An 11,962-nucleotide genomic window follows, 5' to 3' on the forward strand; every position below is an offset into this window, starting at 1 on the left:
TTCCCGCCCGATCAGGAATGCCCGGACGAGGCGCTCGACCGGCTTCGGCGGGGAGGATGTGATGGCCGATCTGCGTGTCAGGTGGAGGTGTGCGCAGGCCGGGGGAGAAGGTCGAGCCAGTCGAAGAGGTCGGCGGCCAGCCATTCCCCTTGGTCGGCGACATCGCTCGGTGGAGGGCCGGGCGCGAGCCGGTACAGGGATGAGCGGTCGCGGCCGTGCCGACGCATGAACAGGCCCGCTCCGCCGCCGTCCTCGCCGACCAGGACCCAGTGGGGTGCGCGCCCCGGCACCTCCCAGGCGTCGTTGCGGGCATGGAAGGTGTGCGGCCCGAGCAGTGCGCCGCCGTCCGGCAGCCGTAGCCCGGGGGTGGCACGCCACAGCCGGGCGACGGCCGGGTTCGGCCCTTCCCGCAGGCCGGTGGCGAGCGCCGTCCACACGGTGAGGAACCCGGCGAAGGAGTCGGCGAACGGGTACTCCTCGTCGGTGACGCGGCTGTGCACGACGACGGGCCACTCCCCGTCGGCGGCCCGGTCGAGGGCGAATCCGTACCGCTCGTGGTCGTCGCTCTCGTGGAACCAGAGCCGGTCCCCGCCGGACCAGTCCTCGATGAGCCCGGGTTCGCCGAGGCCGGGCACGGGCTCCACCGTGGCGAGCGGACGGCCACGCAGCGCACCCTCGCCGTACCCGGCCAGCCACCAGCGGTACGAGCGGGGCAGCGGACCGGTGATGGACTCCGCCGCGCGGATCACGCTCTCCGAGCGGCCTCGGCCCGGCCAGGTGACGATCGACGGGGTGGCGGCGATGAGGTCCCGGAGAAGGTCTAGGTCGGCGCGCATGATGGGGAGTCTCGCATGGCCGTTGCGGCAGGGCAGGGCAGGGCAGGGCAGGGCAGGGCAGGGCAGGGTAAGGCAACGGGCGGCCTCCAGCCCCCCGCCCCCGGCCTCCGACCCCTGGCCCCCGCGCCCCCGACATCAGGGGACCGAGGGCCAGGAGACCGAGAACCGAGGGCCGGGGAACCGAAGGCCGGAGGAACCGGAGGGCAACGTCAGCTGACCGCCGCCTTCGACGTCCGGAGGATCTGGTCAGGGTGCGGTCCATAGGCCAGGACGACCTGTCCATTGGGCCGCTGCGGCTCTCCGGTGATCCTGTGGGTCGGGGCCGGCAGCAGGTCGAGCGGGTGACGGCGGATGTGCCAGGTCTGGAAGGCGACCAGCACGATCAGCACTGCCGCCAGTGCCACGGAACCCCACAGCGTGCCCAGCCCGAGCCCGCCCTGACTGACGGGTTTGGTGATCGAGTCACCGGCGGCGGCACTCAGCGGGCGCGTCAGGACGAAGGCCAGCCAGAACAACACCATGCCGTTGATGTTGGTCATGTAGTGCGCGGCGAGCAGCAGCAGCATTACTCCGGCGATGACGAAGAACGCGTTGCGGAATCCCAGTCCGGTGCCGTGGGCCAGCCAGTCGCCGCTGGCCGTGCCGAGGGTGTTGGAGACCAGGATCGCGATCCAGTAGAGGCCCTCGCCCTTGCGGGTGGCGATTTTCTCGACGTCGTAGGTCTGCCCGGTTCGCCACCACACCAGAAAGATGACCACGAGGATGCTGGTGAGGATGATTGCACCGGCACCATAACCGATCCCATTGTGCGTCACGGTCCCGGAGTGGCCGACGCCGCGGTCCATGAGATCCGATATCGAGGTGCCGACGATGCTGGTGCTGAAGATGACGGTCCAGAACAGGCTCGGATGGAATCGTTTGGCCCGCATCTGGAGGATGGCGAAGATGGTGAAGAATATGAAGAAGGCGACCGCGCAGGTCTCGTACCCAATCTTGAGTTCGATCGCGAACTGGTCGCTTGCGGTTTCCCCGAGGGTGACGGCGATGATTTTCAGGGCCCAGAACAGGGCCGTCACGTGCGGAAGCTTCCGCATCACATAGGTAGCCGGTCGGGCCGTCACGGTGGGTTGAGGGGGAGCGGTGGAAGTCATGCTTTCGGCTCCTTTCCTTGGTCTTCTTCTGGGAATCCTCTGCGGATTCTGGCCGCGATTTCATCGGTCATGAGAGCGGTGGAATTGAATTGTTCGCCGAAAAGCAGCCGGTCCATCCCGTATGTGGAATGTGTGTGGAATGTATGGAATATGCGGGATGTGTGGGAGGTATTCCTGACCAGGGCCCCCGGAAGAAGGCCGGCTAAGGCAATTGCGTTCCCGGCCCCACCCATCGGCACTGCCGTGACGGGCATCGCCTCGCGACTGGTGGGATCGTTGGTCATGGTGCCTGTCCTCGCCGCTGGAGGGGTTCGCCCGTGCGGGGCAACATCCCCACCCTGCGACGAGGCTCCTGAGAGAGGGCTGAGAACCACTCCGGCTCTCAGCCCGCTCTCAGCAAGCCGCCCCCCAAGGCGCGGCGCGGAGTGGTAGGAGGCGGACATGCGGGTGCTTGTCATCGAGGACGAACGCGGTCTCGCCGAAGGGCTCGCCCACGGTCTGGCCGAGGAGGGCTTCGTCGCCGATGTCGCCTACAACGGCGTGGACGGGCTCTGGCGTGCCGTCCACGAGCAGCAGGACGTCATCCTGCTGGACATCATGCTGCCCGGACTCTCCGGGTACGAGCTCCTCAGGCGGTTGCGGGCCGCCGCCGTATGGACCCCGGTGCTGATGCTCACCGCCAAGGACGGCGAGTACGACGAGGCGGACGCCCTCGACCTCGGAGCCGATGACTATCTGAGCAAGCCGTTCTCCCTCGTCGTGCTCGTCGCGCATCTGCGGGCGCTGCTGCGACGCGGGGCACCCGCCCGGCCCGCCGTGCTCGTCGCCGATGACCTCACCCTGGACCCCGCCTCCCGCCGGTGCCGCCGCGCGGGACAGGAACTCACCCTGACGGCACGGGAGTTCGGACTGCTGGAGTTCCTGCTCCGCCATCGCGACGAGGTGGTCAGCAAGACCGACATCCTGACCCATGTGTGGGACGAGAACTTCGACGGCGATCTCAATATCGTCGAGGTGTACGTCGGTTATCTGCGACGCAAGATCGACGTCCCGTTCGAGCGCCGGCTGATCGACACCGTGCGCGGCGCCGGCTACCGGCTGCGCGGCGTCGGCAGGTGACGCGGTGCGCAACCCCATCCGGGACTGGTGGTCCCGCCGGTCACTGCGGCTGCGGCTGACGACTGCCGCGGCGCTCGTGATCACGGTGGGTCTCGTCGGCGCCGCTGTGGTGCTGGTCGCCTGGCTGCGCAACAGCCTCATCGACGGTCTCGACCAGGCCGCCTGGCAGCGGGCTCAGGCCGTCGCGGAGATCGTCGACTCGGGAAGGCTGCCCGCCACACTTCCCGCCCCCGGTGATCGTGACATCACGGTCCAGGTCGTCGACAGCCACGGCACGGTGCGGTCCAGCTCGCCGAACCTTCAGGGCCGGGGCCGGGCGTTCGACTTCCCGCCGAGCACCTCCGACGAACCGCATGCCCGCAGCCTGAACCAGCTGCCCCAGGGCGACCACACGAGCTGGCGTGCCGTGGCCGTCCCCGCCGGCACCCGACAAGATCCGGTGACCGTGTACGCCGCCGTGCCCACCGAGGACGTCGACACCAGCCTGGACCAGCTCACCGGTGGTCTGGCCATCGGCGTGCCGCTGGCCGTCGCCGCGCTGACCAGCGTCGCGTGGATGCTCACCGGGCGGGCGCTGCGCCCCGTCGAGGCGCTGCGCGCGCAGACCGCGGAGATCACCGCCTCCGACCTCAGCCGCCGCCTCGATGTCCCCTCCTCGGCCGACGCGCTGGGCCGGCTCGCCACCACACTCAATGACCTCCTTGCCCGGCTGGACGGTGCCACGCAGAAGCAGCGCCAGTTCATCGCGGACGCCGCCCACGAACTGCGCAGCCCCTTGAGCAGCCTCCACACTCGACTCCAGGTCGCCGCCCGGCACCCCGACTCCGCCGACTGGCACACCCTGGCCCCCAACCTGGTGGAGGACTGCGAACGGCTCTCCCGCCTCGTCGACGACCTCGTGTGGCTGGCCCGGCTCGATGCCCGCCCCCGACTCCGTATGTGCTCCCTGGACCTGGACGAGATCGTCTTCGCCGAGGTCCACCGCGCCCGCGAGCGCACCCACTTGACCATCGACCAGCACGCCGTCAGCGCGGCACGTGTGGAGGGCGACGCCGACGCCCTCGCACGCGTCGTACGCAACCTGCTGGACAACGCCCTCCGGCACGCCGTCCGGCGGATCACGGTCAGTCTCCGGGTCCGCGACGGCACCGCGGAACTGGCCATCACCGATGACGGCCCCGGCATCCCCGAACCCGACCGGGACCGTGTCTTCGACCGCTTCACCCGCCTGGACGACGCCCGCGCCAGAGACACCGGCGGCAGCGGACTCGGACTGGCCATCGTCCGCGACATCATCACCGTCCACCACGGCCGTATTGACATCGAGGGCCATGCCCCCGGGGCCCGCTTCGTCGTTCGCCTGCCTGCCGATGGCGTATGAAAGCGGCCACCACCATCGCGGGCCGCCACGGGGCCGCCGTCCTCGCAGCGGTGGCGGTCGACGAGTCGTGGTGACCGGACCGGCGGGAGCGCTCAGAGGCCCGTGGCGTCCGGGTGGTTCAGGGGTTGACGGCGTGTTCGGTGAACCGGCCGCAGGGGCGGAACCCCAGGCGGCGGTAGACGGGCTCACCCTCCGCTGACGCCTGGAGGACCGCGATGCGGTGGCCCAGGTCACGGGTTGTCCGGAGTGCGGCGAGCGTGATGGCACCGCCGTATCCGCGTCGCCGGTGGGCGGCCAGGGTGGAGATGTTGTAGATGCCGGCGACTCCCGCGTGCGGGAACACCTCGGCGGAGCAGACCGGACGGTTCTCCACGTAGCCGACCAGATACCGGGCCGGGCAGTGCGCGGCGAGCGCCTGCGGGGCGGCCTCGGCGAAGAAGCGGCGGACGGTGTCGGCGGGCGGGTTCCAGTTCGCGGCAAGGACCATGGCGTAATCGGCGAGCTGTGCGGGTGTGGTGACCCTCTGGATGTCCAGTCCCCGGACGATGGGCGGTGGCAAGGGGTCGTCCAGCGCGGCCCACATCGCCGTCTCGTGTGCGGACGCGGGCAGACCGGCCGCCGTCAGGCGGGCGCTGAGGTCCGCCGGTGCCGAGGCGGGCCCCACCCACCAGGAGAAGCGGTGGCCGGTGCGGGTCAGGGTCTGAGCGGTCTCGGTGACGCGTGCCGTGACATCGGCGGCGGTGAAGCGGGCCGCGGCGACGATGTTGAACGTGTCGTCGTCCAGGCCGCTGTCCGCGATCAGGAGGTCAGCAGCCTCGGTGACGGTCGCACCGGTCATGCCCCGGTGGAGGTGACAGGCGTGTTCCGCCAGATTCCGTTCCGTCCTGTCCATCAGGTCGGTTTCGTCAAGGAGGTGATCGTTCATAGCGATGGATCCCAGCATGGGTGAGGGGGGATCGCGTGCGGCTTCGGATCGAGCGTGGGGAGTGTCGTGCCAGCGGTCGGCGCGTTCGGCACCTGCCGTGGGTGCCTTGCGCACCCCCACCCGGCGCCCCGGTGGCGTTCAGCGGAGGCGGATCAACAGCTGGGGCAGTTCATTGGTCTGGTTCTGGGAGCCTGGCCGCAGCTCCGACACGGAGTTGGTCCACTCCATCGTGACCACCGGCGCGGCGCCGTCGCGGATCTCGACGCGTGCACCGGCGAACCGTTCTCCGGCGGCCGTCGCCGGGCGCAGGGCGTCGGCGACCGTGCGGGCGGCCTCGGCCGACCGGGTCACCGCGCACAGGCGTTCCTTCGAGACCCCGTCGTCCCCGGCGCGGGCGCCGATGCCGAAGAGGGTCAGTCCGGGCAGCTGGCCCTCGCGGTCCTTGCCGTAGAACGTGGCGTGGTAGGTGTCGTCACCGATGCAGTCGGCCACCGCCCGGAAGGCCGTGTCCGCCGCGACCGATGTCTCGGCGTTGTTCAGCGGCGGCAGGGCCGCGTTCCGGGTGTAGGCGAGGGAGCGGACCGACGAGGACACGGCGACCCGTGTGCCGTCCTGGGTGAGCAGTGGTGCGCCGTCGCTCTCCGTCTCGGTCCAGCCGCGCTTCTTCATCGCCCCGGTGACGGCGTCCACATCGAAGCGGCCGGTCAGGCGGACGGCGTCCGCGCCGATCTGGACGGAGGTGTCGACCACCGTCTCGTCGAAACCGAACGCCTCCCGCGCCGGTTCCCCCGCGTATGCGGTCTGCGCCAGTTCGGGGATGCCGAAGCCGGAGATCACCGCGTACTGCTCCGCGTTCTGCCGGGTCAGGCGCCGCACCTCGGGGACGTCCGAGTAGACGAGGGGCCGGTCGCTCTGGTCCTGGGGGATGCCGCCGAGCGCGGCGGTGAGCCCGCTGTCGGCCTGGGCGGCGTCGCTGGAGCCGCCCCCGCAGGCCGCCGTGACCGCCACGAGGACCGCCGACACCGCGACCGCGGAGACCGTGCGGCCTGTGCTGCGCCAGTTCGTGCCCATCCTGATCCCTCCCCGAAAGCTGCGCTGCCGCAGCGCGTGACCGGGGGACAGTCTGCCAGTCACTCAAGTGGGGGCGGTGGGCGCGGTCTTCGGTCCGATGTGGGGCCCCGCCCGGGGGGCAGGGGTTCCGTTGCGGCATCGGGGGCGCGTGCTGTGACGAGTGTCAGTCCCGCTACTCAGTCCCTCTGTTCCCAGGACGCAGGGTCCCAGATGCCGGAGCGGCGCAGGGACTGGGGGCAGTGCAGGAAGATCTCGTCGATGTCCAGCAGCAGGGCCAGCGCGGGGCGTTTGCCGTCGCGGGTCATGGCGTCGAAGAACGGGGCGTCGGTGAGGATGCGGGCGCGGCCGTTGACGCGCAGGACATCCTTGCTGCCGGGGATGAGATAGAGCAGGCCCGCGTGCGGGTTGTCCAGGATGTTCAGGAAACTGTCGGCTCGGCGGTTGCCGGGCCGGTCCGGCAGGGCGATGGTCGAGGCGTCCAGGACGTGGGTGAAGCCGGGGCCGTCGCCGCGCGGTGAGACATCGCAGTTGCCCCGGCTGTCCGAGGTGGCGAGCAGGCAGAACGGCGAACGGGTGAGCAGGTCCCGGTCCGCGTCGGTGAGCCGGTCGTGCACCTTCTCGATGACGAGGGGGAACGGTTCCCCGAGCAGGGCGCGCAGTTCGGCGGGTGAGCCGATCTCCGTGCAGCCCTCCGGGGTCTTCACCTCCGGGGTCTTCACCTCCGGGGTCTTCACCTCCGGGGTCTTCACCTCCGGGGTCTTCCCCTTCGGGTCCGCGGTCTGCCCTGTGAGGGCCGGATCGTGCCCGTTCGTGAAGAGCATCTGGCTCAAATCTGCCCCCTCGGGTTGATGGTTGCCGTCCTTACTGTATCTGGTGTTAGGTTTGCCTCACCTTACCTACCGGAGATGATTTCTCCATATCACCGCCCCGAGGATATGCCCATGCGCCCACTGACCGATGCCGTAGCAGCCCCCCACCGGCCAGGCCGTCCTTGAACAGCGGTGCCCACCTTCCGGTGAACGATCCCCCGCACCCGCCCGTGACCAGCGCAGAGTCCGATGGCAGCGCCGCACGCCCCGCCCCCGGCAAGGGCGGAGAAACCGAGCACGGCACACCCGCCGCCGCGCCGACCCGCCCGCGCTCCCGAGGCCCCCTGCGCATCGGTGTCGTCCTCGCTCTCCTCACGGTCGTGACGCTCGCCGCCACAGTGCTGAGTCTGACGGTCGGTTCCGGCCATGTGCCGCTGGAGGCCGTACGGAACGGGGTGTTCAGCCCCGACCCGTCCGTCCGGGCGGAACTCGTCGTCCACGAGGTCCGGCTGCCCCGCACCCTGGCCGGACTGCTGGCGGGCGTGGCCCTCGGCCTCGCGGGCGCCGTCATCCAGGGACTGACCCGCAACCCGCTCGCCGACCCCGGCCTCCTCGGCGTCAACGCGGGCGCCGCCGTCTTCGTCGTCTTCGCCATGAGCGTCCTCGCGCTGACCGACCCCGCCCACTACATCTGGTTCGGCTTCCTCGGCGCCTGTCTCGCCGCCGTCCTCGTCTACGGCGTCGGCAGCCTGGGCCGTGAGGGGGCCACCCCGGTCAAGCTCGCCCTCGTCGGCGCCGCCACCACGGCCGCGCTCGGCTCGGTGACCAATGTGATGCTGCTGGCGGACAGCCAGACCTTCGACCAGTTCCGGTTCTGGCAGATCGGCGCGCTCGACACCCGCGACATGGGCCTACTGGGGCAGGCCCTGCCCTTCATCGCCGCCGGGGCCGTGATCGCCCTCGGTCTCGGCCCCCGGCTCAACGGGCTCGCCCTCGGCGACGACGTGGCCCGGGGACTGGGCCAGCGACTGTCCGTCACCCGCATCTGGAGCGCCGTCAGTGTCGTCCTGCTCTGCGGCGCGGCGACCGCCGTGGCCGGGCCGCTGGGCTTCGTCGGTCTCGCCGTACCGCATGTCGCGCGGCTGCTCACCGGCCCCGACTACCGCTGGATCCTGGCATGCAGCGCGCTGCTCGCGCCCGCGCTGCTGCTGCTCGCGGACGTGGCCGGGCGGGTCGTGGCCCGTCCCGGCGAGGTCCAGGTCGGCGTGGTGACCGCGGCCCTCGGATGCGTCCCCTTCATCCTGCTCGTCCGCCGCTCCGCACGGGGCGCGCTGTGAGCGGGGGGCCGGTGACGGACCGGATCCACCGCAAGGGCACCGGGCCGCACGACGGAGTGGGGGACGGCGGTGTGAAGGGCCCCGACCCGCGCCTCCTCACGGCCGCCCACGGGCTGCGCCGCTCCCGCCGACACCGCACCGCCCGCTTCGCCACCGTCTCCACGGCCCTCGCCCTGCTCGTCACGGGAGCCTTCACGGTCGCCCTGTCCTTCGGCGACATCGCGCTGCCGATCGGACAGGTGTGGGACACGCTCCTCGGCGGCGGCGACGCGGGCAGCCGCTTCGTGGTCAGGGAACTGCGCCTGCCACGCGCCCTGCTGGCCGTCCTCGTCGGCGCCTGCTTCGGGCTGTCCGGCGCCATCTTCCAGTCCCTGCTGCGCAATCCGCTGGCCAGCCCCGACATCATCGGCGTCAGCTCCGGAGCGGGCGTCGCCGCGGTCCTGGCCTCGATGGTGTACAGCGTGAGCGGACTCGCCCTCTCCGGCGCGGCGCTGGCCGGAGCCCTGGCGGCGGGCGCCGCCGTCTACGCGCTGGCCTGGCGGCGGGGCGTCGGCGGCCAGCGGCTGGTGCTGATCGGGGTGGGGGCGGGCGCCGGGCTGTCCAGCGTCGTCTCCTATCTGATGACCCGCTCCGAGGTCACCGAGGCACAGGCCGCGTTCGTCTGGCTGGCCGGCAGCCTCAACGGGCGCTCCTGGTCGTACGTGTGGCCCCTCGTCACCGCCCTCTGCGTCCTCGTCCCGCTCACCTTCCTGGCCGCCGGGTCGCTGTCCGTGCTGCGGCTCGGTGACGACACGGCGGCCGGGCTCGGCTCCCGCGTCGAACGGGACCGGCTGGCGCTGCTCGCCTGCGCGACCGGCCTCGCCGGGGTCGCCACGGCCGCCGCCGGACCGGTCGGCTTCGTCGCGTTCGTGAGCGCGCCCATCGCCCGCAGGCTGCTGCCCGGACACGGGGCCGCGCTGCTCCCGGCCGCGCTCACCGGGGCCGCGCTGGTCGCGGTGGCCGACCTGGTCGGACAGCACGCGATTCCCCAGGTCCAGGTGCCGGTCGGGGTGGTCACCAGCATCGTCGGAGCGCCGTATCTGCTGGTGCTGCTGGCCCGCGCCAACCGGGTCGGCCAGGGCGGTTGACCCTCTGCACGCACCGATCCCCGACCGGCCTCGGCCGATCCCCGTCCCGCACCGGAGATCCGGAGATCAGGCCCGTCCGAGACGGCCGCCCCAGCGACACCACCCTCTCCCCGCCCTGTCCCAGAGGAACCGACACCATGACGACCACATCCCCCTCCCACACACTCCAGGCCAGGCAACTGAGCCTCGGCTACGGTGAGCGCCGGATCATCTCCGATCTGGACGTGACCCTGCCGCCCGGACGGATCACGGTCGTCGTCGGCCCCAACGCCTGCGGCAAGTCCACCCTGCTGCGGGCCATGGCCAGACTGCTGCCCCCGCTCGCGGGCGCCGTCCTGCTCGACGGCCGGGACATCCAGCGGACCCCCACGAAACAGGTCGCCGCCACGCTCGGCGTCCTGCCGCAATCACCCGTCGCGCCCGACGGAGTGGTGGTGGCCGATCTCGTGGGCCGGGGCCGCTACCCGCACCAGGGCTGGATCCGCCGCTGGACCACGGCCGACGACGAGGCGGTGGCCGCCGCCATGCTCGCCACCGACGTTCTCGACCTGGCCGACCGGCCGGTGGACGAACTCTCCGGCGGCCAGCGCCAGCGCGTATGGATCGCCATGGCCCTCGCCCAGGAGACCGGCGTCCTGCTCCTGGACGAGCCGACCACCTATCTCGACATCACCCATCAGCTCGAAGTCCTCGACCTCCTCACCGATCTCAACCGGGACCGGGGCGTCACACTCGCCCTCGTCCTGCACGACCTCAACCTCGCCTGCCGCTACGCCGATCACCTGATCGCGATGAAGGACGGCCGGATCGTCGCCGCCGGCCCGCCCGGCGACATCGTCACCGAGTCCCTGGTCCACGAGGTCTTCGGCCTGCGCTCGACGGTCATCGCCGACCCGGCGTCGGCCACACCGATGGTCGTCCCGCTCGGCCGCCACCACGTCCCGGCACCCGGGTGACCGGGACCGTCCGGGGAACATCATCGGCCGGCCGGAACAGGTCCCTGACCCAGCCACCACACCGCACGAAAGGAAACCGCATGTCCGCGAACACCACCTCCCGAACCACCCGAGGAGCCACGCTCCCCGGGACCCGGGACCCCCGCCCGAGGACCCGCATACGGCCCCGCCACGCCCTGCGCGCCCTGACCGGCACCCTGCTCCTGGCCCTGCTCGGCACGGCCTGTTCGTCGTCCTCCGACGACAACGGCGAGAACACCGCCTCCGCCTCGCCGTCCTCGTCGTCCGCCGAGGCGTTCCCGGCCGAGGTCGCCACCAAGTTCGGCACGGTCACCGTGGACTCCCGGCCCCAGCGCGTCGTGGCGCTCGGCTGGGGCGACGCCGAGACGGCCCTCGCACTCGGGGTCCAGCCGGTGGGCCAGAGCGACTGGCTCGCCTTCGGCGGCGACGGCGTCGGCCCCTGGGCGGAGGACCGCTACGACGAGAGCCCGGAGAAGATCGGCACGCTGGAGCCCGAGTACGAGCGGATCGCCGCACTCGACCCCGATCTGATCCTCGATGTGAAGTCCAGCGGCGACCAGACCCGCTACGACACCCTCAGCCAGATCGCGCCGACCATCGGCGTGCCCGAGGGCGGCGACCAGTACCAGATCACCTGGCAGGAGCAGACCACGATGATCGCCACGGCGCTGGGGCTCGGCGCCGAGGGCGAGCAGCTGATCAGCGAGACGGAGGGCGCCGCCGCAGCGGCGGCCGAGGAGAACCCCGAGTTCGACGGCCGCAGCGTCACCATCGGCTCCCGCACCTCCAGCGGCTGGGGCGCGTATGTCCGGGGCACCGGCCGGGTCGACTTCATGGAGTCGCTGGGCTTCACCAACAACCCGGAGGTCCAGGCCGAGGCGGGAACCGCGTTCTCCGTGTCGGTCTCGGAGGAGAACCTGGAGATGCTGGACGCCGACCTGGTCGTGATGGCACCGATCGGCGTCGAGGCCACCGAGATCAGCACCGACCCGCTGTTCATGTCCCTTCCGGCGGTCGAGGCCGGACGCTCGGTCGTCTTCGACGACCAGGACGTGAGCCAGGCGTTCGCCACCAACTCCGTGCTGTCCGTGGGCTACGCCCTGGAGAACGTCGTACCGCTGTTCGCGGAGGCGCTGCGCTAGCGGGCGGGTGCCCCGCAAGGCACTCATGCCAGGTCCCGGCCCGGATCTCCGACGATCTCGCCGATGTGATCACCGATCTGCGCCACG

At 71.3% G+C, this 11,962-nt stretch carries 12 protein-coding genes; 6 read left to right on the plus strand and 6 right to left on the minus strand.

Annotated features, from left to right (window positions below; genetic code table 11):
• Window positions 1-77 precede the first annotated feature (77 nt).
• The 3 genes from ABZX40_RS34650 to ABZX40_RS34660 all read right to left on the minus strand — a co-directional run bounded on the left by ABZX40_RS34650 (window position 78) and on the right by ABZX40_RS34660 (window position 2,271).
• Window positions 78-836: an SMI1/KNR4 family protein gene (locus ABZX40_RS34650; protein WP_355735502.1), complete on the minus strand. Its 759-nt coding sequence runs from the start codon at window positions 834-836 to the stop codon at window positions 78-80.
• A gap of 209 nt (window positions 837-1,045) precedes the next feature.
• Window positions 1,046-1,987 (minus strand): hypothetical protein, encoded by a 942-nt coding sequence (locus tag ABZX40_RS34655; protein WP_355735505.1) that lies wholly within the window; start codon window positions 1,985-1,987, stop codon window positions 1,046-1,048.
• A complete protein-coding gene (locus ABZX40_RS34660; RefSeq protein ID WP_355735508.1) occupies window positions 1,984-2,271 on the minus strand; it encodes a hypothetical protein in 288 nt (95 codons plus the stop codon). The genes ABZX40_RS34655 and ABZX40_RS34660 overlap by 4 nt, the downstream gene beginning before the upstream one ends.
• Window positions 2,272-2,428: 157 nt before the next feature.
• On the opposite strand from ABZX40_RS34660, the gene ABZX40_RS34665 reads away from it, so the two are divergent.
• Both ABZX40_RS34665 and ABZX40_RS34670 read left to right on the plus strand, forming a co-directional pair.
• Window positions 2,429-3,106: a response regulator transcription factor gene (locus ABZX40_RS34665; protein WP_355735511.1), complete on the plus strand. Its 678-nt coding sequence runs from the start codon at window positions 2,429-2,431 to the stop codon at window positions 3,104-3,106.
• Between the two features lie 4 nt (window positions 3,107-3,110).
• A complete protein-coding gene (locus ABZX40_RS34670; protein ID WP_355735514.1) occupies window positions 3,111-4,487 on the plus strand; it encodes an ATP-binding protein in 1,377 nt (458 codons plus the stop codon).
• A gap of 118 nt (window positions 4,488-4,605) precedes the next feature.
• Here ABZX40_RS34670 and ABZX40_RS34675 read toward each other — a convergent pair whose 3' ends face one another.
• The 3 genes from ABZX40_RS34675 to ABZX40_RS34685 form a co-directional block, all read right to left on the minus strand.
• Entirely contained in the window at window positions 4,606-5,379 is a 774-nt protein-coding gene (locus ABZX40_RS34675; RefSeq protein WP_355735773.1) for a GNAT family N-acetyltransferase, read from the minus strand.
• Window positions 5,380-5,550: 171 nt separating this feature from the next.
• Window positions 5,551-6,483, minus strand: a complete 933-nt coding sequence (locus tag ABZX40_RS34680; RefSeq protein WP_355735517.1) for a hypothetical protein — start codon at window positions 6,481-6,483, stop codon at window positions 5,551-5,553.
• A gap of 176 nt (window positions 6,484-6,659) precedes the next feature.
• A complete protein-coding gene (locus ABZX40_RS34685) occupies window positions 6,660-7,304 on the minus strand; it encodes an MSMEG_1061 family FMN-dependent PPOX-type flavoprotein (RefSeq protein WP_355735519.1) in 645 nt (214 codons plus the stop codon).
• 332 nt (window positions 7,305-7,636) lie between these two features.
• On the opposite strand from ABZX40_RS34685, the gene ABZX40_RS34690 reads away from it, so the two are divergent.
• From ABZX40_RS34690 to ABZX40_RS34705, 4 genes are all read left to right on the plus strand, one after another.
• A complete protein-coding gene (locus ABZX40_RS34690) occupies window positions 7,637-8,629 on the plus strand; it encodes an iron chelate uptake ABC transporter family permease subunit (protein ID WP_355735776.1) in 993 nt (330 codons plus the stop codon).
• Window positions 8,626-9,756: an iron chelate uptake ABC transporter family permease subunit gene (locus tag ABZX40_RS34695; protein ID WP_355735521.1), complete on the plus strand. Its 1,131-nt coding sequence runs from the start codon at window positions 8,626-8,628 to the stop codon at window positions 9,754-9,756. The genes ABZX40_RS34690 and ABZX40_RS34695 overlap by 4 nt, the downstream gene beginning before the upstream one ends.
• A 137-nt stretch (window positions 9,757-9,893) precedes the next feature.
• Window positions 9,894-10,712, plus strand: a complete 819-nt coding sequence (locus ABZX40_RS34700) for an ABC transporter ATP-binding protein (RefSeq protein WP_355735524.1) — start codon at window positions 9,894-9,896, stop codon at window positions 10,710-10,712.
• Between the two features lie 80 nt (window positions 10,713-10,792).
• Complete coding sequence (locus ABZX40_RS34705; protein WP_355735526.1) at window positions 10,793-11,875, plus strand: iron-siderophore ABC transporter substrate-binding protein; 1,083 nt, start codon at window positions 10,793-10,795, stop codon at window positions 11,873-11,875.
• The last annotated feature ends 87 nt before the right edge of the window (window positions 11,876-11,962 follow it).

Origin of the sequence: Streptomyces sp. NPDC004610 (assembly GCF_040609715.1) — a bacterium.
Taxonomy (GTDB): domain Bacteria; phylum Actinomycetota; class Actinomycetes; order Streptomycetales; family Streptomycetaceae; genus Streptomyces.

Coding starts and splice junctions, on each gene's coding strand:
- ABZX40_RS34685 (WP_355735519.1), bottom strand. CDS start 7,304: ATGCTCTTCACGAACGGGCACGATCCGGCCCTCACAGGGCAGACCGCG.
- ABZX40_RS34705 (WP_355735526.1), top strand. CDS start 10,793: ATGTCCGCGAACACCACCTCCCGAACCACCCGAGGAGCCACGCTCCCC.
- ABZX40_RS34700 (WP_355735524.1), top strand. CDS start 9,894: ATGACGACCACATCCCCCTCCCACACACTCCAGGCCAGGCAACTGAGC.
- ABZX40_RS34650 (WP_355735502.1), bottom strand. CDS start 836: ATGCGCGCCGACCTAGACCTTCTCCGGGACCTCATCGCCGCCACCCCG.
- ABZX40_RS34665 (WP_355735511.1), top strand. CDS start 2,429: ATGCGGGTGCTTGTCATCGAGGACGAACGCGGTCTCGCCGAAGGGCTC.
- ABZX40_RS34655 (WP_355735505.1), bottom strand. CDS start 1,987: ATGACTTCCACCGCTCCCCCTCAACCCACCGTGACGGCCCGACCGGCT.
- ABZX40_RS34660 (WP_355735508.1), bottom strand. CDS start 2,271: ATGACCAACGATCCCACCAGTCGCGAGGCGATGCCCGTCACGGCAGTG.
- ABZX40_RS34680 (WP_355735517.1), bottom strand. CDS start 6,483: ATGGGCACGAACTGGCGCAGCACAGGCCGCACGGTCTCCGCGGTCGCG.
- ABZX40_RS34675 (WP_355735773.1), bottom strand. CDS start 5,379: ATGGACAGGACGGAACGGAATCTGGCGGAACACGCCTGTCACCTCCAC.